This window comes from Arthrobacter sp. IK3 (assembly GCF_051337705.1).
GTDB lineage: Bacteria > Actinomycetota > Actinomycetes > Actinomycetales > Micrococcaceae > Arthrobacter_B > Arthrobacter_B koreensis.
The window spans coordinates 124,784-141,224 of sequence record NZ_JBPPSW010000002.1; the positions used below are offsets into that span (position 1 = coordinate 124,784).

The window sequence follows — 16,441 nt, forward strand, 5'->3', positions numbered from 1 at the left end:
TCCTCCTAGCGGAACCGGCTCAATCGATGCCGGCATGGATATGGTCTTGGGTTCCCAAATAGTCGCCCGGCCCGGCCTGCAGCTATATCCTGACGGGTAACTGCGTTGGGCGGGTGCCATTACGGGAAGCCCTTCCTTCCAATCGTAGCGAATGGGAGCCGGGGACGTGCCCGGATTCACAGCAGGATCACGAGAGGACCATGTGGACAGTACGGTCAGGCAGGGTGGGGACGCGCAGCTCCCGTTGCCTCAGTCTCCGGTGGACAAGCGGCGTCCGCGCGCTCGAAAGCCGGGTAAAGGTGCCTTCGCAGTCCAGGTGGCCGGGGAACTGCTTATTACCCTCGGGCTGATCCTGGTGCTATTCGTAGTGTGGGAACTCTGGTGGACCAACATCGAGGCCGACCGCAAACAGGAAGCCGCCATGGAGGAACTTTTCGCGCAGTTCGGTCCCGTCCCGGAGGTTCCTGCCGACTCCGGTCCAGGAGACTACGGAGACCCGGCGGTGCTTCCGGCTCCCGAGTCCGACGGAACCACCTTCGCGGCCATCTACATTCCGCGGTTTGGGCCGGAGCATGCCAGGCCAGTGACTGAGGGTGTCGGACCCGAGGTCCTGGACAGCCTGGGACTGGGGCACTACCCGGAGACAGCCATGCCCGGTGAGGTGGGGAACTTCGCTCTCGCAGGCCACCGGCAGACACACGGACAGGTACTGGATGCGGTGGATACCCTGGTGCCCGGCGATCGGATCTACGTCCAGACAGCACAGGGCTTCTACACCTACGTGTACCGCAACAGCCAAATAGTTCTCCCGGACAAGGTGGACGTGTTGGCCCCCGTACCTACGCAACCGGGTGTTGTTCCGGAAGAACGGATCCTGACCCTGACCACGTGCAATCCCCGGTTCGGGTCAGAGGAGCGGTTCATTTCCTACGCGGTACTCGAATCATGGCAGCCTGCCTCGGCCGGGCCGCCCGAAGCAATCGCAGCGCTCGTTGCCGGGCGCTGAAGGACAGGGATAAAATGTACGCTTGGATATTCAGGCATCTCCCCGGGCCGCTCTGGGTCCGAATCCTCACGGCACTGGCGCTGGCGGCCTCGGTGGTCCTCGTCCTGATGGTTTGGGTTTTTCCATGGTTCTCGGAATTCAGCTTCCTGGCGCCCCTCACGGATTCAACGATTGGCGGTTCTGAAACACAATGAGCACCAGCATCCTCGTAGTCGACAACTACGACAGCTTTGTGTACACCCTGGTGGGCTACCTCCAGGAGCTTGGCGCCCAGACAACAGTCATCCGCAATGACGACGTGAGCCTGGACGAAGCCAGGGAACTCGCGGCCACGCGGGACGGCGTCCTGGTCTCCCCCGGTCCAGGCGCACCGGCAGAGGCCGGTGTCTGCATCGACCTGATTCGCTGGTGCCGCGACAACAACAAACCCATGCTGGGCATCTGCCTGGGACATCAGGCCCTGGCAGAGGCGTTCGGCGGCACCGTTACGCATGCACCGGAACTCATGCATGGAAAGACTTCCGAGGTCCAGCATTCATCAGCTGACGTTTTCGCCGGCCTGCCGAGCCCGCTGACGGCGACGCGCTACCACTCGCTCGCGGCGGTAGCAGAGACGGTGCCGGAGGAATTGGAAGTCACGGCCCGGACCCAGAGCGGGATCATCATGGGCCTTCGGCACCGAACTGCTCCGCTGTCTGGCGTCCAGTTCCATCCTGAATCCGTGCTTACTGAAGGCGGGTACCAGATGCTGGGGAACTGGCTGGAAGGGCTTGGCCTGGCTGGAGCAGCCGCTCACGCAGCAACCCTGAGCCCCCTTATCAGTTCCAGGGCCTAGCGGCCTCGTTCCTGGCTGTTAGCCGCCGCCCCTGCGGTTTCCCGGCCCTGTCGGGGACTCCGAGGAATCGGAGGAAGCCGAGGGCGAGGGCGACGGTGAAGGTGCCTTGGCAACGGTCAGCTTAATCGTGCTCCCCTGCGGCACATCGCTTCCAGGCTGAGCGCTTTGACCGGTGACTGTTCCCGGCTCCACCACGCTGTTCTCCACTTCCTCCACCTCTGTCTCGAGGCCGTAGGCAGGATCGGCGAGGAAGGCCCTGGCCTCTTCGACCTCCATGTCCACGACGTTGGGAACCGAGACTTTGCCGCTGGACAGGACCAGGTCCACGGTGCTGCCCATCTGGACCGATGTGCCGACGCCGGGCGCCGTCTCGATGACCCTTCCTTCGGGAACGGTGGCACTGTTGACGGTGGTGGTGTTTCCGCCCTGCAGACCGAGCAGCCGCAGCGTGTCCCGTGCCTGGGCTTCACTCATCCCGGGGAGGGTATCGGGAATCTGGATGGCAGAGGGTCCCTGTGAGATGTACAGGGTGATCTCGCTGTCCAAGGCTACGGTGCTGCCTGCCTCCGGTTCTGTGCCGATGGCGAGACCGGATTCGACCGTGTCGCTGTACTGGGACTCAGTGGCCGGGGCCCGGAAGCCCTTTTCGAGCAGCGCATTGATCGCTGCCGTCTGCGTCATGTTCTCCACATCCGGGATGCTCGCGGTGGCGGGCGGAGGAGGGGGCTGGTTCATGAGGTTGTATGCGTAGATCCCGCCCGCAGCCAGGAGCAGCCCGATTGCCACGAACAAGGTAACGATCCAGGCGGTCCGCCTTCCGCGCCGTTCGTGCTTCCGGTTCCGGGTGTCTTCGTATGGCGGTTCTGGGGTTTCATCAAGGTCGTCGGCAGACATGCTTGTCAGCGGTCCGCCTTCTAGGACCCGTGCCATGGCGCGGGTGCGCGGTTCTTCGTCCGGAATAGGAGCGGAGGAAACCGGGGAATGGGGCACTGCCTGCGTGGCAGCGGTCTGGAATGTGTCCGGCGTTCCGTTCCGGGCAGCGAGAAGTGCGTCCCGAAAATCGTGTGCACTCTGGTACCTGTCATTCCGGTCTTTGGCCAGGGCGCGCTCCAGCACGGACTCGAGCGCGCCAGAGACCTCCGGGTTGAAGCTGGCGGCCTTGGGCGGAGCTTCGCGAACGTGCTGGTAGGCAACCGACACCGGACTGTCCCCTATAAAAGGGGGCCTTCCGGCTAGCATCTCGAACAACAGGCATGCAGCGGAGTAAAGGTCGCTGCGGGCATCGACGGTCTCGCCGCGGGCCTGCTCGGGAGAGAGATACTGCGCGGTTCCTATGACGGCCTGGGTCTGGGTCATGGTCGCCGCTGAATCCGCCACCGCCCTGGCGATGCCAAAATCCATTACCTTGACGTGCCCGTCGCGGGTCACCATGACGTTAGCCGGCTTGATGTCCCGGTGGACGATGCCCGAGCGGTGGCTGTATTCAAGGGCAGCAAGCACGCCGAGCGTGTAATCCACAGCATCGTCAGTGCTGACCTCCCCCGCCTTGATCAGGTCACGCAGGGTCCGTCCGGAGACGTACTCCATGACGATGAAGGGCAGGCGGGGATGATCCGGAGAGCCATTGGCCGGCGCCTGGTCACCGGTGTCGTAGACGGAGACGATCGACGCGTGGTTCAAGCCGGCGACGGCCTGGGCTTCCCGGCGGAACCGTGACTGGAACAGCGGATCACGAGCCAGGTCCGGACGCAGCACCTTTATAGCAACGGCCCGGCCCAGGCGTGAATCGCGGCCGAGGTATACATCTGCCATGCCGCCGCGGCCGATCAGCTCGCCGACCTCGTAGCGGCCGTCAAGAATCCGCTCCGTGTTCAGCGTTGGGTGTCCATTGTCAGCACTCATGGTTTTTAGGACCCGTCAGTGCTTGATCCGCTGGGGCCGGGGGTGGATGCCGGACCGGTGGAAACAACGATGGTGACGGTGGATCCCTTGGCTACGGTGGCTCCCTGCTGGGGATTGACACTGATCACCTGGCCTGACGGTACATCGTTCGACGGCTGGCGCACCACATCAGGGACAAGGCCGGCATTGACTACCTGCTGGCTGACCGAAGACTCGGGCTGGTTCAGCAGCCCGCCGGGAACTGTCACCTGTTCGGGGCCGGAGGAATAGGTGATAGCGACGGCGTCTCCGCGGGAGAGGGTGCCCACCGGATTGACATCCAGGACCGTACCTTCAGGCTGGTCGGAGGGCACGGGGTTCCTGCTCACGGCCAGTCCCAGGGCACTGAGCTCCTGGGAAACCTCGTTGACGTTCCGGCCCTGGTACTGGGAGGCGTTGATGGTGATCTCTTCCACCGTTGCACTCGGAGTCGGGCTGGCAGAGGGCTGCGTCGGGGACGGGGAACTCGACGTCGGGGAGGCACTGCTTCGCGTGGGCGTGCTGGACGCCGACGTGGACGGCGACCTCGTCGGATCAGAGTCGCCTGCCGGATCAGAGTTGAGGTTCAGTACCACCAGGGCGATGATGCCTGCCAGCACGAGGGTGAGGACGATGATCAGCGGGATGAGCCACTTCTTGCGCTTGGGCTGCTGTTCGTCGTACTCGTCATAGCCGTCATCATCACCGTCGCCGTCATCCTCGTTCCATTCCCGGGAAGCAGCGAGCGAACCGGTCTGCCCTGCGGCCGAAGCCACGGGAAGCGCAGAGGTCGAGGGAGCAGTGTCCACCACGCGCGTGGCAGAGGTGTTGCCCGGCATCGGGACCGGCGCAGTGACAGCGCTGGTTGCCGCGGTTCCTCCCGGGCCGAAGAGCAGCATTCCGGGTACGGCCTGCTCGGCGGCAGCGATGTCTCCGCGGCGGATAGCGGCTACAGCGCGCGCCAGGGCCTCGGCATCAGCGGGGCGGTCCGCCGGATCCTTGGCCAGCATGGACATGATGAGCGCCCGCACCGGTGCGGGAATGGATTCAGGCAGCGGCGGCGGGGTGTCATTGACCTGGGCCAGGGCGATGGCGATCTGGGATTCACCGGAGAACGGGCGTGTTCCGGCCAGCAGCTCGTACCCGATAACGCCCAGGGCATAGATGTCACTGGATCCCGTGGCCTGCTGGCCGGTGGCCTGCTCGGGTGCGAGGTACTGGGCCGTGCCCATGACCTGTCCCGTGGCAGTGAGCGGCACCTGATCGGCCAGGCGGGCAATGCCGAAGTCAGTGATTTTGACCCGGCCGTCAGGCATGATGAGCAGGTTTCCCGGCTTGACGTCGCGGTGCACGAGGCCCTGCCGGTGTGCCACGGCCAGGGCCGTGGCGGTCTGGCCGATGATGGAGAGGGTCCGGTCCGGAGACAGGACTTTTTCACGCTCGATGATCGTGGACAGCGGCTGGCCGGGCACCAGTTCCATCACCAGGTACGCGGATCCCTCTTCTTCGCCGTAGTCGAAGACGTTCGCGATGCCCTCATGGTTGAGCAGGGCGGTGTGGCGCGCTTCGGCACGGAAGCGGTTCAGGAAGCCCGGATCGCCGGTGTACTCCTCTTTGAGGATCTTGATGGCGACTATCCGGCCCAGGACAAGGTCCCGCGCCTTCCAGACTTCGCCCATGCCGCCGATCGCTATACGATCGGTCAGCTGGAACCTGCCGCCTAAGGTGATACCCGATGTAGGCCTCACTTATTCAACACCGCCTCTAGGAGTTTTTGCGCGCTTGGGGTGGTCAATTGGGATCCAGTGGCCAGGTCAACGTTTTCCATCACGATTGAAATGACCACCTCCGGGTCTTCTGCCGGGGCGAAACCGGTGAACCAGGCGTTGTCGCCGCGGCCTTCGACTTCTGCCGTTCCGGTCTTGCCCGCAACCTTGACCCCGGGGATCCTGGCTGCGGAGGCGGTGCCGTTGTCTACTACGCTGACCATCCAGTCGGTCAGCTGTGCAGCCGTGCCGGGACTGATCGATTCGTTGAGGACCTTGGGCTCGGGTTCGTCGAGCACTGAAAGGTCAGGTGCACGGACCGTCTTGATCAGGTTCGGTGTCATCTGCACGCCGTTGTTGGCAATGGCCGCGGAAATCATGGCCACCTGCAGGGGAGTGGCTGTGACGCTGCCCTGGCCGATGGAGGACAGGGCAAGTTCCGCCTGGTCCTCCGTCTCGGGGAAGCTGCTGGCGGTCACTGGTGTGGGAATGCTGAACGTTTCGCCGAAACCGAATTTCTCTGCCTGTTCCGCCAGTGCGTCCTGCCCGACTTCCCATGCAATCTGCGCGAAGACAGTATTGCAGGACTGTTCAAGTGCGAACTGGATGTCCGCTTCACTGCGGCTGGCGCAGGCACCGTTGGTGTAGTTCGGCAGCGAAACGGTGCTTCCGGGCAGCGGCAGGGCCGGCGGGTTAGGAATCACCGAATCGGCGGTGAATTTTCCGGTTTCAAGGGCAGCAGCCGCGTCAACAAGCTTGAATGTGGAACCCGGGGCCAGCAGTGACTGGGTGGCCGGGTTCAGGTAAGGGGAGAGCCCGGGAACCGAGAGGAGCTGGTCCATGTTGGCTTCCACGGTCTGGGTATCGTGGCCGGCCAGGAGATTCGTGTCGTAGGAAGGCTTTGAGACCATGGCCAGGATGTCGCCGGTCTTGGGATCCATCATGACTATCGAACCGCGCTGGCCCTCCGGAATGAGGTCGTAGGCCATCTGCTGGAGCTGCGGATCGATTGTCAGTTCCACCGACGCGCCCTGCGCCTGGGCGCCGGAGAAGAGCTGGACCAGCCGGTCATAGAACTGCTGGTCGCTGTTTCCGGACAGCTCATCGCTCAGGGCCTGCTCCAGCTGCGAGCTGCCGTGGACCAGGGAGAAGTAGCCGGTCAGCGCCGAGTACAGCTCCGGGTTGTTGTAGACCCGCTGGTAATTGAACTGGTCATTGGACGGGACGGACTCCGCGATGGGAGCACCGTCAACCAGAATTGAACCGCGGTTCTGGCCAAACTCCTTGTAGAGCTGTCGATTGTTGATCGGGTTGGCATTGAGCTCGTTCGCAGCAAAGAACTGCACGTAGGTCAGCGAGCACAGGATGGCCAGGAACATGGCCAGCGCGACTATCCAGGAGTTGCGGATTGCCTGGTTCATGCGCCTGTCACCTCATTCCTTGCCTTGCCGTACGTTTTGCCCCGGTCTGCACCCGGTGCTGCCAGGGCCGGTTCCATATCCAGGGGGAGCCCGGTAGCGGCAGGGCGCCTCGCCGCGTTCGAGATCAGCAGCAGGAGGGCCACGATGATCCAGTTGGCCAGCAGCGACGAACCTCCCGCGGACATGAACGGCGTCGTGAGGCCGGTTAGCGGAATGAGGCGGGTAACACCGCCAATGACAACAAAGCACTGCAGGGCAATAGTGAAGGACAATCCGCACGCCAGGAGCTTGCCAAAGCCGTCCCTGGTGCCAAGGGCGGCGCGGAAGCCGCGGGAAACCAGCAGCACATACATGAGGACGATCGCAAAGATTCCGATCAGGCCCAGCTCTTCGCCGAGGGCAGCGATGATCATGTCCGAATTCGCGTAGGTCACGAGGTCCGGCCGGCCCTGGCCCAGCCCTGTGCCCGTCATGCCACCGCTGGCAAGGCCAAAGAGGCCGTTCACCACCTGGAAACTGCCGCCGGGGACACGGGCTATGACTTCCGGATCGAACGCGTTGATCCAGCTGTCGATGCGCAGTGCTACGTGGCTGAAGAGCTGTACGGCTACGAAGCCGCCGGCGCCGATCAGTGCCAGGCCGATCAGTACCCAGCTCACCCGGCTGGTGGCCACGTAGATCATGGCCATGAAGAGTCCGAAGAACAGGATGGAAGAGCCCAGGTCCCGCTGGAAGACCAGGACGCCGATGCTCACGGCCCAGGCTGCCATCATGGGTCCCATGTCCTTGAAGCGCGGGAGCTGCAGGGGTCCCACTTTGCGGCCGGCGAGAAGGATCAGGTCCCGGTTTGCCGATAGATACCCTGCGAAGAATATGGCCAGCGTGATCTTGGCGATTTCACCGGGCTGGAAGGTGCCGAAGCCAACGTTGATCCAGATCCGGGCACCGTTGATTTCCTGTCCAAGGCCCGGCATCAGCGGCAGCAGGAGCAGCAACGCGCTGACGATCAGCGAAATGTAGGTATAGCGGCGCAGGATCCGGTGGTCCTTGATAAAGAACATGACGGCTATGGCTGCTGCCACGGCCACCGTGCTCCACAGCAGCTGACGGTCGGCTGCATCATCACCGTTGGCAATATCCAAGCGGTGAATCATGGCGAGACCAACGCCGTTCAGGGCAGTGACTATCGGAAGTATTACCGGATCGGCATACTTGGCACGGAAGCGCAGCACGACGTGGAAGGCCAGGACCAGGGCTACGAGGGTCCCGCCCTGGACCCAGAAATCCGAATCGAAGGCGCGGTCTTCGTCAATGCCCACCAGCATGTTGGCCCCGACGCCCACGCCCAGCGCGAGTACCAGCAGCACTGCCTCGATGTTCCGGCGCGGTTTGGCCGGGGCGGTGATATCTGACATCACTGCTGCCCTCCACATGAATTGATGGCAGGAAGCCCGTCCGGCTCGTTGTTGGCGCCAAGGGCGTCAGCCAGCACGGACGGGGAAGGCGAGGGCGCAGGCTCGGAGGGCTGAGGGCACAGGATTGCCTTGGCGGTGCCGCGAAGCTGGCCGACAATCTGCTCCGCGTGCACCAGGTCCTTGGCCGGAACGGTGTCATTGACCCTGCTGCGCCAGTACTCGGGCAGGCTGTCGACGGGAATGTCGGTTGTCTCGGTGACATGGGAGAGCTTGACCGGACCGAGTGTCTGGGAGACACCGTTGTAGATGGCCACGCGGTTGTCCGCTGTCCCTACGTAGTAGCGGGTCTGCGTCCAGGCGTATCCCACCCACAGCACCGAGGCGAGCAGGGCTGCAATGACGGCCAGGACGGTGATGAGGATCCAGCGCCTGCGCTTCCGAGGCGGCTCGGGGGCCTGCGTCTCGGGGGCAGCGGCGTCGTCGTCTGCCTTGTGCATGAGCAGGCGCGCAGCGCGGCGTTCAGCCGAACGCTTGGTGACAATGGGAATCTGCCCGGTCTCGGTGGCCAGCGAGGCGGCACCCACCAACAGGTGGGGACGGGAAGCAAGATCGCGCCGGATAACCTCGGCCCGGACGGGGCTGTCCGCCTCGCGTTCCTCGTCATCCGGTTCCTCGCCGCCGGAGGCCTGCGCCCCGTCCTTGGTGTCGGCGGGACGTTCGGCGGCCGCAGCGGGGACTTCGGCCGTGCCGGCCGTGACGGGGGCGGGTTCGCGGGCCGGTGCCGGAGCATCGGCCTCGTCGACCACTTCGATGACGGCCACGGTCACGTTGTCCGGAGAACCCCCGGCAAGTGTCAGCTCAACCAGGGTGTCCACTGCGGTGGAAAGGTCTTTGGAGTCACGGAGGACGGCCTCAATGTCGCTGTCCCGCAGAACCGCGTTCAGCCCGTCGGAGCACAGCAGCCACTTTTCGCCCGGCTCGACCTCGAAGGTTGCCAGATCGAGTTCCGGGCTCGCATCGACGTCGCCCAGGACGCGCATCAGCACGTTCTTGTGCGGGTGTGACTCGGCTTCTTCTGGCCGCAGGCGCCCTTCATCGATGAGCCGCTGCACGAAGGTGTGGTCGATGCTGATTTGCTCGAAGACACCGTCCTTGAGGCGGTAGGCCCGCGAATCCCCGATGTGTGCAAGGGCCACCCGGTCTCCCTGGAGCAGCATTGCGGTTACCGTGGTGCCCATTCCGGAGAGCTCCGGGGAGGTGGTCACCAGTTCCGAGAGCAATGAATTCGCGGCCTGGATTTCGTCTGCCAGGACGGTGACGGCCTGGTCCTCGAGATCGGGGCGGTCCAGGTGGACGAGGTCCAGCACCGTGGATGCAGATGCTACGTTGCCGCCCGCGTGGCCCCCCATGCCGTCGGCGACGACGGCGAGGTAGCGCCCAACGTAGGCAGAATCGTCATTCTTGAAACGAACCATTCCTACGTCGGAGCGGGCAGCGTACCGAAGGACCAGGGCCACTGCTAGGGCCTCAATTCAATGACTGTTTTGCCGATGCGGATCGGCACTCCGGGGTCAACGGGCTGGGCACGGGTGAGCTGGGACCCTCCGAGGAACGTCCCGTTGGTGGAACCAAGGTCTTCAATAAACCAGCGGCTGCCCTGGGGGAAAAGCCGGGCATGGCGGCCGGAAGCATAGTCATCCTCAAGAACCAGTGTGGCTTCCTGGGCACGGCCCAGCAGGATGGGGCTGGAGGCCAGTTCCAGGGTGGTTCCGCGCAGGGGGCCCTCAGTCACCACCATCTGCCGGGCCTGCACTTTGGCCGGCGGTGCCGCCTCGCGCTCCAGCGCGGGATTCTTGCGTATCTGGCGGGCTGTGGGTGCGCCGGTCCGGTTTCGGGCGCCGAGCACCAGGTCCCGCCGGATGGCACCGACAACTCCCAGGACCATGATCCACAGCAGGATCAGGAACCCGTAACGGAGCAGGGTGAGGGTCAATGAGCCGTCCATCAGCGCCCTCCGGATCGGACCGGGAGCAGGCGGAAGACAATACGGGTCCTGCCCATGGCAATGGTCGAGCCGTCGGTAAGGATGGTTTCCCCCTGGACTTTCTGGCCGTTGACGTAGCTGCCGTTGGTTGAACCGAGGTCGACGGCGCGGACAGTGCCGCCGTCGGTCCGGATTTCCAAGTGACGGCGGGAAACGCCGGTGTCATCAACAAGGATGTCCGCTTCCGAGGATCTGCCAAGGACCACGGAGGTGGCATTGAGTGAGTACCGCTGCCCATCGATGTCCAGCACGGGCTGCATGCGGGTGGGGCTCTGGCGCGGAGCGGGCGGCTGAGGAGTGCGTGCAGCGGAAGCCCGGGTCTTTTCGGTTGCCGAGTCGATCGCCAGCGAACCGGGCTTGAGCGAGGAATCGCGGGTGAAGGAGACCCGGACCGCGCCCTGGAGGGTGTAGGACTGGCTGCGCGCGTGCTTGATGACGACGTCGCACAGTTCCTCGGCCAGCGGGGCGCCCCATTCCTGGGCGCGGGCGAAATCTTCGTCGGAGAGGCGCGCGGTAAAGACATTCGGTGCCAGTGTCCGTCCCTCGCCCAGGGTCATGGACTTCTCATCCAGTTCACGGCGCAGGGCTATGGCAAGTTCAAGGGGCTCCACGCGGCCGGAGGACCCGCTGGAAAAAGCGCCGCGGACCATTCGTTCAATGCCGCGCTCGACGTTGTCGAGTATGCCCATCTCCGACTCCTTCCCTGTTCGTGGAACTACCGTGGACCTGCGATTGCTGCTACTGCACAGCGCCCTCTCCCGTACGGATGACGGGCGTTGAACGCACTGGGCAGGGTATGTCCATTCCGATACTACTGGGGACCGCTGGCAATTGTCTTAACACCCTAGCGGTGTCCCCGGACCAATCCAGGCCGGGATTTCCCTTCGCCGGCGTCGCTTTGCCTGCCCTGGAGAGGGGACATCCTGCAGCGCCGGGCCGCGGCAGCCCGGGCTTTCCAGCCCGGGCCGGGGCTGGTCCGGGGAGCCGCGGAAGAGCCGTTTAGGTGTTTCGGGAAATTGCCGGTATGCTTGATTCTGCTGTTCCCGAGGAATCGGGATGTGAACCTCACAAACACCTGTGAGTTAGAGATCATCCGAAGACACGGGAAATCACTTTGCGCGAGTGGCGGAACGGCAGACGCGCTGGCTTCAGGTGCCAGTGTCCGAAAGGGCGTGGGGGTTCAAATCCCCCCTCGCGCACAAACAGGGAATCACCCCGGTCAATTGATCGGGGTGATTTTTTTATGCCGGGACACCGTGCCCTGTTAAACCGGCAACGCCCTCCTGCCGCGGGACGGCAGGAGGGCGTTGGCTAGGCCGGGCTACGGCACTAGCCGCGCGGCTTCCTGGCCGATTCCTTCTTGAGCCGCTGGTTTTCGGCGCGGACGGCCGCGAAGCTGGCCCTTTCAGCAACAAGCCATTCCGGCGGCGAGGCGAGCAGCTCGTTGATCTGCTCGGTTGTCAGCGGGTCCGTGATGCCGCCGCGCGCAAGTCCGCCAATGGAAATGTTCAGTTTCTGGGCGACCACGGGCCGCGGGTGCGGGCCGTTGCGGCGCAGTTCCGCCAGCCATTCCGGCGGCGTGGACTGCATCTCGTCCAGCTGTGCCCGGGTCACCGGGTTGTCCTGGAACTCCTGGGGAGCAGCCGGAAGGTAGATGCCCAGCTTCTTGGCAGCCGTCTCAGGCTTCATGGACTGGGAAGATTTTTGGGGGGTCATGGTTAAAGGGTATCCGCAGGGCCGCGGGAGAAGTGTTGGGCTAGGGTGAACAGGTGTCCCAAGCGCCCCCGCAGCCGTCGAGTACGGCCCATTCCCCGTTGAAAATCGCCTACGTCCCGGGTGTTACCCCGGGTAAGTGGATCTCACGCTGGAATGAACGCCGGGGACGGGCACTGGACGCGGCGCAGGTCGAAGAGGACCGGATACTCGCGGTGCTGCGGAGCCGGGAAGCGGACCTGGTGTTCCTCCGCATCCCTGAGGAAGGCTTCGAACGGCCCGCTGACCTGCACGCGATACCGCTCTACCGCGAGCAGCCGGTGGTCGCCGCACCGAAGGACCATCCGCTCGCGGCGTTTGATGAAGTCCATCTGGCGGACCTCTCCGGTGAGAGCTTCCTGGACGCCGTGGAGCTCGGCTCCCCGGCCATGGCACTTGAAGTTGCGGCCTCCGGCGCGGGATTGCTGATCCTGCCGATGTCCGTGGCCCGCCTCCACTCCCGCAGGGATGTCATCACGCGTCCCGTCCAGGGTATGGAAGGGTCACGGATAGCCGTTGCCTGGCTCCAGGAGACCGAGGACCAGGACGTGGACGAATTCATCGGGATTGTCCGCGGCCGGACAGCCAACAGCTCGCGCCAGCCTTCCTCCCGGCAGGAGCCCGCGAAGAAGAAGGCAAGGAAAGCCCCGGCACCCGCCGCCGGTTCCAAGGACGGGGGTAAGGGAGCAGGACGGCCGGCGCGTCAGGGGAAACCTGGAGCCGGCCGGACGCCGCGCCGCAAGCCGGGCAAGGGCAGGGCCTGAATTCCGGCACTGCCGGCTAGGCGAGCCAGCCGCGCAGCGAGTTGAAGGCTGCTTCAATGACGCCGTAGATCGCATAGACGGAAACGGGCACCATGATGGCCCACTCCCGCCAGGAACCGGCACGGCCAATGATTGGCACCGAGAGGCAGCCGCTGGTTTTCCACAACTTGGACACAAGGGGCATTGATGCGATCTTCCGCGGCCGCTTGATCCGCAGCGGCCACAGGATCATGACCCCCTGGTGCGTCAGCAGGTCCCCCACAATGTGCACGGCCACGCCAAGCCCGACGGCGAGGGGGAGCCAACCGTTGTTCTCCGGAGCATAGAGGGCAATAAAAACGGAGAGCAGGATGGCCAGGAGCCAGCTCCGTCCGGCCCCGCCGGCAATCTTCAGTGCCTTGAGGGCAAACCCCATCAGCAGGATGGACAGGAGTCCTGCCCCAACCTCCACGGTGCCGAGACCTCCCACTTCGGCAGTGAGCTCGCCCATGGCGCCGGCGAGGGCGACGAACACGGCGAGTCCCAGCAATGAATGGGTCCCACGCCGGTGACCGCCGCTGATTTGTTCAGTGATCCGCGCGAGGATCCGGGTCAAGGGAGGCAATGAATTGGCTATGGTGCCGCTGTGGTGGTCCAGGTCCGGGAGCAGCGCGGCCCCAGCGGTCAGCAGGGCTCCGCTGACAACGCCGAGCGGGCTGACCGGATATAGGCCAAGGGCGTAGGGGGCGGTTGAGGCGACGGCTACCCATGCCGCTGCGCCGCTTGCGGCGTGATGGCCACCCATCATGGTGTCTTGCTTTCCTTCCGGGCAGTCCACATCAGCCGGTTGACCGGCGTACCTCAATACTCCCAGCCGCCTCTGACATCGCCCGAACCGGACCGTGCAGACTAGGAATCCGGAATGATCAGGCCCTCAAGGATCTGGGTGGAAATGCTGCCGGGAGGATTGAGGAAATCCACCGTCAACCCGTCTTCGTCCGGGTCCAGGGGCTCCAGCGCGGACAGCTGGGAGGGCAGGAGGGACACCGGCATCCAATGTCCCCGGCGGGTGGCCATCCTGTCACTGAGCACTTCGGGAGCCCCGTCCAAATGCACAAACTGCACCCGGCCGTCCGCCCGAGACAGGACATCCCGGTAGCTGCGTTTCAGGGCTGAGCAGGCGATGACCGTTGAACGGCCGTTTTTCGCCTGTGTGCTCATCCACTCCCGGATGGATTCGAGCCACGGCCAGCGGTCCTCGTCGGAGAGGGGGATGCCCGCGGTCATCGACGCAATGCTGGCCGGGGCATGGAACTCATCGGCTTCGGCAGCGATCCAGCCCAGGTGCTCGGAAAGCGTGGTGGAAACAGTGGTCTTTCCCGATCCGGCCGCGCCCATAATCACTACGTGGCGGGGCACATGGTTCACGTACTGCTCCTCTGGACGACGTTGTCTGGGCACTTGCACCGGACCATAAAGGTATCACCATAGGGTGGCTCCCCGCTGGGTCCGGCACTACGCTTGTCCTGACGGGTCCAGCCCCAGATGCAGCGTGAAGGACGTGCCTTGCAGGACAGAGAAGTTGTGGAGCAGGTTCGCCCTGCCGCAGAAGTCATGAATAACCGGATCACCGACGTGCTGGGCCGGGACATCGCCACCGGAGCCCTGGCACCGGGTACCCGGCTGACGCTCGTTGGCTTGCAGGAGAGTTTCGGAGTCTCCCGTACGGTGATCCGCGACTGCATGCAGATCCTGGAGGCCCTCAACCTGGTGTACTCGAAGCGGCGAATCGGCATAGTCGTCCAGGAACCGTCCCGCTGGAATGTCTACGATCCGCGGATTATCCGCTGGCGGCTTTCCGGACCCGGAAGGAACGAGCAGTTCGAATCGCTTACCGAGCTGCGGATCGCCGTCGAGCCCCTTGCGGCTGCCGGCGCTGCCCGCCGGGCTTCCCAGGATCAGCGGCAGCGCCTCCTCCAGCTCGCATGCAGGATGCGGGAGCAGGCCGCTGATCCGGAAGCCTTCCTGGCGGCGGATATTGAATTCCACACGCTGCTTCTGGATGCCAGCGGCAATGAAATGTTCGCCTCGCTGGGCGGCGTGGTCTCGGAGGTGCTCTCAGGCCGGAGCCGGCAGAACCTCATGCCTGAAGGCGGTCCCAGGCCGGAGGCACTGGATGAACACGAGGCCATAGCAGCCGCCGTGGCCCAGGCGGACCCGGCGGCTGCGCGGGCGCGTACGGCAGACCTCCTCCTGGAAGTGGAGGATGCCATCCTGCGCCGGCACCAGGAGCCCGCACTTTAGGTGGTGGGTGCCTTGTCGGCACCCTCGGGGGTTACCACGGTGGCGGTGGGGGCGAGGTTTTCAGCGTCCACCATCCAGGCGTACTGCTCGAGCTTGCCAATGAACCCGTGCAGGATGTCCGCCGTCGTGGGATCTTCTTCGTCCACCTGGTCGTGGACATCCCGCATGGTCTGGACCGTGCCGCGGAGGAGGGCTACTACCAGCGTGACGGTGTCCTTGGTGTCCACGAGGCCTGCCGGGAACGGCGGAAGGGACGTGCCTTCGGCAACCGCAGTGCTGCGACCATCCGGAACCGCCTGCAAAGCACGCATTCGTTCCGCGAGCTCGTCCGCGAACAGCCGTGCGTCGTCGATGATCTCGTCCAGCTGGAGGTGGAGGTCACGGAAGTTCTTGCCCACTACGTTCCAGTGCGCCTGCTTTCCCTGCAGGTGAAGTTCAATCAGGTCTACCAGTACGGCCTGCAGGTTGGTGGTCAGCTGCTGTGATGCCTTCATTGTTCCTCCTGTATCGACGAATCCAGGACCTGGAGTCCTGCCGGAAGCGTCCGGCGGAAGCCCGGATATAAGTAAGCTTACCTTCAGCTTGTGATCTGTTGTCCACTTCGTTACCGTGAGGACGGAAGGAGCTAAGGCTCCTTACTATCGGAGGTTTGTTCCGCTGGGAACAGCTCAATCCGCGACCGAAGGGACAGTATGAGCACCGTAGAAGAATCAATTGACGTTGCAGTACCCGTGACCACGGCCTACAACCAGTGGACACAGTTTGAGTCGTTCCCCCATTTCATGAAGGGCGTGGAGTCCGTTACCCAGCTTTCTGACACCGAGTCCCGCTGGGTCACCAAAATCGGCGGCGTAGAGCGCACCTTCGACACCAAGATCACCGAACAGCACCCCGACGAGCGGGTGGCCTGGAAGAGCACGGACGGCAAGTCCCAGGCCGGCGTAGTGACCTTCCACCGCCTCAGCGCCACGGAAACCCGGGTCAGCGTGCAGCTGGACTGGGATCCTGAAACGTTCGCCGAGAAGGTGGGCGCCGTGGTGGGTGCAGATGACCACCGCGTGAAGGGCGACCTCAAGCGGTTCAAGGATTTCATTGAGTCACAGGGTTCCGAGACGGGATCCTGGCGCGGCAACGTGGACGCTGCCCCAACAGCAGACACCGGCGCGGGACTGAAGGCCGCCCCAACGGCCGATCCTTCCCTCGATGATCCCGAGTCAGGCGGGCCCCGAGCCGCA

At 64.1% G+C, this 16,441-nt stretch carries 16 protein-coding genes, 1 tRNA gene and 1 pseudogene; 7 read left to right on the forward strand and 11 right to left on the reverse strand.

The annotated features are described in order from the left end of the window. The first annotated feature begins 259 nt into the window (after window positions 1-259). Genes ACSLGO_RS03235 through ACSLGO_RS03245 form a run of 3 tightly spaced genes read left to right on the forward strand, consistent with a single transcriptional unit; the run spans window position 260 to window position 1,841 of the window. Complete coding sequence (locus tag ACSLGO_RS03235) at window positions 260-1,006, forward strand: class E sortase (protein WP_226802387.1); 747 nt, start codon at window positions 260-262, stop codon at window positions 1,004-1,006. 14 nt (window positions 1,007-1,020) lie between these two features. After that, window positions 1,021-1,200, forward strand: a complete 180-nt coding sequence (locus tag ACSLGO_RS03240) for a hypothetical protein (protein ID WP_091600866.1) — start codon at window positions 1,021-1,023, stop codon at window positions 1,198-1,200. After that, window positions 1,197-1,841 (forward strand): aminodeoxychorismate/anthranilate synthase component II, encoded by a 645-nt coding sequence (locus tag ACSLGO_RS03245; RefSeq protein ID WP_436399897.1) that lies wholly within the window; start codon window positions 1,197-1,199, stop codon window positions 1,839-1,841. Before ACSLGO_RS03240 ends, ACSLGO_RS03245 begins: the two co-directional genes overlap by 4 nt. Window positions 1,842-1,859: 18 nt before the next feature. On the opposite strand, the gene pknB is transcribed toward ACSLGO_RS03245, so the two are convergent. The 7 genes from pknB to ACSLGO_RS03280 are packed head-to-tail and all read right to left on the reverse strand — an operon-like array spanning window position 1,860 to window position 11,096. Further along, the gene (gene pknB, locus ACSLGO_RS03250; RefSeq protein WP_436399899.1) at window positions 1,860-3,743 is read right to left on the reverse strand and encodes a Stk1 family PASTA domain-containing Ser/Thr kinase; all 1,884 of its coding nucleotides are present in this window, start codon (window positions 3,741-3,743) and stop codon (window positions 1,860-1,862) included. A gap of 5 nt (window positions 3,744-3,748) precedes the next feature. Further along, entirely contained in the window at window positions 3,749-5,509 is a 1,761-nt protein-coding gene (locus tag ACSLGO_RS03255) for a protein kinase domain-containing protein (protein ID WP_091600863.1), read from the reverse strand. After that, window positions 5,506-6,948 carry a peptidoglycan D,D-transpeptidase FtsI family protein gene (locus tag ACSLGO_RS03260; protein ID WP_436399900.1) on the reverse strand — a complete coding sequence of 481 codons (1,443 nt, stop codon included), beginning with the start codon at window positions 6,946-6,948 and terminating at the stop codon, window positions 5,506-5,508. The genes ACSLGO_RS03255 and ACSLGO_RS03260 overlap by 4 nt, the downstream gene beginning before the upstream one ends. After that, on the reverse strand, window positions 6,945-8,363 hold the full coding sequence (locus ACSLGO_RS03265; protein WP_091600861.1) for an FtsW/RodA/SpoVE family cell cycle protein: 1,419 nt from the start codon (window positions 8,361-8,363) through the stop codon (window positions 6,945-6,947). Before ACSLGO_RS03265 ends, ACSLGO_RS03260 begins: the two co-directional genes overlap by 4 nt. Beyond that, window positions 8,363-9,838 carry a PP2C family protein-serine/threonine phosphatase gene (locus tag ACSLGO_RS03270; RefSeq protein ID WP_436400012.1) on the reverse strand — a complete coding sequence of 492 codons (1,476 nt, stop codon included), beginning with the start codon at window positions 9,836-9,838 and terminating at the stop codon, window positions 8,363-8,365. Before ACSLGO_RS03270 ends, ACSLGO_RS03265 begins: the two co-directional genes overlap by 1 nt. A 44-nt stretch (window positions 9,839-9,882) precedes the next feature. Further along, window positions 9,883-10,368 (reverse strand): FHA domain-containing protein FhaB/FipA, encoded by a 486-nt coding sequence (locus ACSLGO_RS03275; protein WP_091600860.1) that lies wholly within the window; start codon window positions 10,366-10,368, stop codon window positions 9,883-9,885. Continuing rightward, the gene (locus ACSLGO_RS03280) at window positions 10,368-11,096 is read right to left on the reverse strand and encodes an FhaA domain-containing protein (RefSeq protein WP_091600859.1); all 729 of its coding nucleotides are present in this window, start codon (window positions 11,094-11,096) and stop codon (window positions 10,368-10,370) included. The genes ACSLGO_RS03275 and ACSLGO_RS03280 overlap by 1 nt, the downstream gene beginning before the upstream one ends. Window positions 11,097-11,523: 427 nt before the next feature. Here ACSLGO_RS03280 and ACSLGO_RS03285 point away from each other — a divergent pair. Next, window positions 11,524-11,606: transfer RNA gene (locus tag ACSLGO_RS03285), tRNA-Leu, on the forward strand. A 130-nt stretch (window positions 11,607-11,736) separates the two neighbouring features. Here the strand turns inward: ACSLGO_RS03285 and ACSLGO_RS03290 are convergent. Then, window positions 11,737-12,123 carry a DUF5997 family protein gene (locus ACSLGO_RS03290; RefSeq protein WP_436399902.1) on the reverse strand — a complete coding sequence of 129 codons (387 nt, stop codon included), beginning with the start codon at window positions 12,121-12,123 and terminating at the stop codon, window positions 11,737-11,739. A 53-nt stretch (window positions 12,124-12,176) separates the two neighbouring features. Here ACSLGO_RS03290 and ACSLGO_RS03295 point away from each other — a divergent pair, with 53 nt between their 5' ends. Continuing rightward, window positions 12,177-12,923, forward strand: a complete 747-nt coding sequence (locus ACSLGO_RS03295) for a LysR family transcriptional regulator substrate-binding protein (RefSeq protein ID WP_091600857.1) — start codon at window positions 12,177-12,179, stop codon at window positions 12,921-12,923. A 16-nt stretch (window positions 12,924-12,939) separates the two neighbouring features. Here ACSLGO_RS03295 and ACSLGO_RS03300 read toward each other — a convergent pair whose 3' ends face one another. Both ACSLGO_RS03300 and ACSLGO_RS03305 read right to left on the reverse strand, forming a co-directional pair. Beyond that, window positions 12,940-13,710, reverse strand: a complete 771-nt coding sequence (locus ACSLGO_RS03300) for a metal-dependent hydrolase (protein WP_436399903.1) — start codon at window positions 13,708-13,710, stop codon at window positions 12,940-12,942. Between the two features lie 101 nt (window positions 13,711-13,811). Further along, entirely contained in the window at window positions 13,812-14,330 is a 519-nt protein-coding gene (locus ACSLGO_RS03305) for a gluconokinase (RefSeq protein ID WP_226802357.1), read from the reverse strand. Window positions 14,331-14,468: 138 nt separating this feature from the next. Between ACSLGO_RS03305 and ACSLGO_RS03310 the strand changes: the two genes are divergently transcribed. Then, window positions 14,469-15,206 (forward strand): FadR/GntR family transcriptional regulator, encoded by a 738-nt coding sequence (locus ACSLGO_RS03310; RefSeq protein WP_226802358.1) that lies wholly within the window; start codon window positions 14,469-14,471, stop codon window positions 15,204-15,206. On the opposite strand, the gene ACSLGO_RS03315 is transcribed toward ACSLGO_RS03310, so the two are convergent. After that, a complete protein-coding gene (locus ACSLGO_RS03315) occupies window positions 15,203-15,700 on the reverse strand; it encodes a Dps family protein (RefSeq protein ID WP_091600854.1) in 498 nt (165 codons plus the stop codon). The two genes, ACSLGO_RS03310 and ACSLGO_RS03315, sit on opposite strands and share 4 nt — an antisense overlap. A 198-nt stretch (window positions 15,701-15,898) precedes the next feature. Here ACSLGO_RS03315 and ACSLGO_RS03320 point away from each other — a divergent pair. Then, window positions 15,899-16,348, forward strand: a pseudogene (locus tag ACSLGO_RS03320) (SRPBCC family protein); the annotation flags it as partial. Window positions 16,349-16,441: the final 93 nt, after the last annotated feature.

What these genes read in the sequence shown, in the direction of transcription:
- ACSLGO_RS03300 (WP_436399903.1), bottom strand. Translation starts at nt 13,710, where the DNA reads ATGATGGGTGGCCATCACGCCGCAAGCGGCGCAGCGGCATGGGTAGCC.
- ACSLGO_RS03270 (WP_436400012.1), bottom strand. Translation starts at nt 9,838, where the DNA reads ATGGTTCGTTTCAAGAATGACGATTCTGCCTACGTTGGGCGCTACCTC.
- ACSLGO_RS03265 (WP_091600861.1), bottom strand. Translation starts at nt 8,363, where the DNA reads ATGTCAGATATCACCGCCCCGGCCAAACCGCGCCGGAACATCGAGGCA.
- ACSLGO_RS03245 (WP_436399897.1), top strand. Translation starts at nt 1,197, where the DNA reads ATGAGCACCAGCATCCTCGTAGTCGACAACTACGACAGCTTTGTGTAC.
- ACSLGO_RS03315 (WP_091600854.1), bottom strand. Translation starts at nt 15,700, where the DNA reads ATGAAGGCATCACAGCAGCTGACCACCAACCTGCAGGCCGTACTGGTA.
- ACSLGO_RS03290 (WP_436399902.1), bottom strand. Translation starts at nt 12,123, where the DNA reads ATGACCCCCCAAAAATCTTCCCAGTCCATGAAGCCTGAGACGGCTGCC.
- pknB (WP_436399899.1), bottom strand. Translation starts at nt 3,743, where the DNA reads ATGAGTGCTGACAATGGACACCCAACGCTGAACACGGAGCGGATTCTT.
- ACSLGO_RS03275 (WP_091600860.1), bottom strand. Translation starts at nt 10,368, where the DNA reads ATGGACGGCTCATTGACCCTCACCCTGCTCCGTTACGGGTTCCTGATC.
- ACSLGO_RS03240 (WP_091600866.1), top strand. Translation starts at nt 1,021, where the DNA reads ATGTACGCTTGGATATTCAGGCATCTCCCCGGGCCGCTCTGGGTCCGA.
- ACSLGO_RS03260 (WP_436399900.1), bottom strand. Translation starts at nt 6,948, where the DNA reads ATGAACCAGGCAATCCGCAACTCCTGGATAGTCGCGCTGGCCATGTTC.
- ACSLGO_RS03280 (WP_091600859.1), bottom strand. Translation starts at nt 11,096, where the DNA reads ATGGGCATACTCGACAACGTCGAGCGCGGCATTGAACGAATGGTCCGC.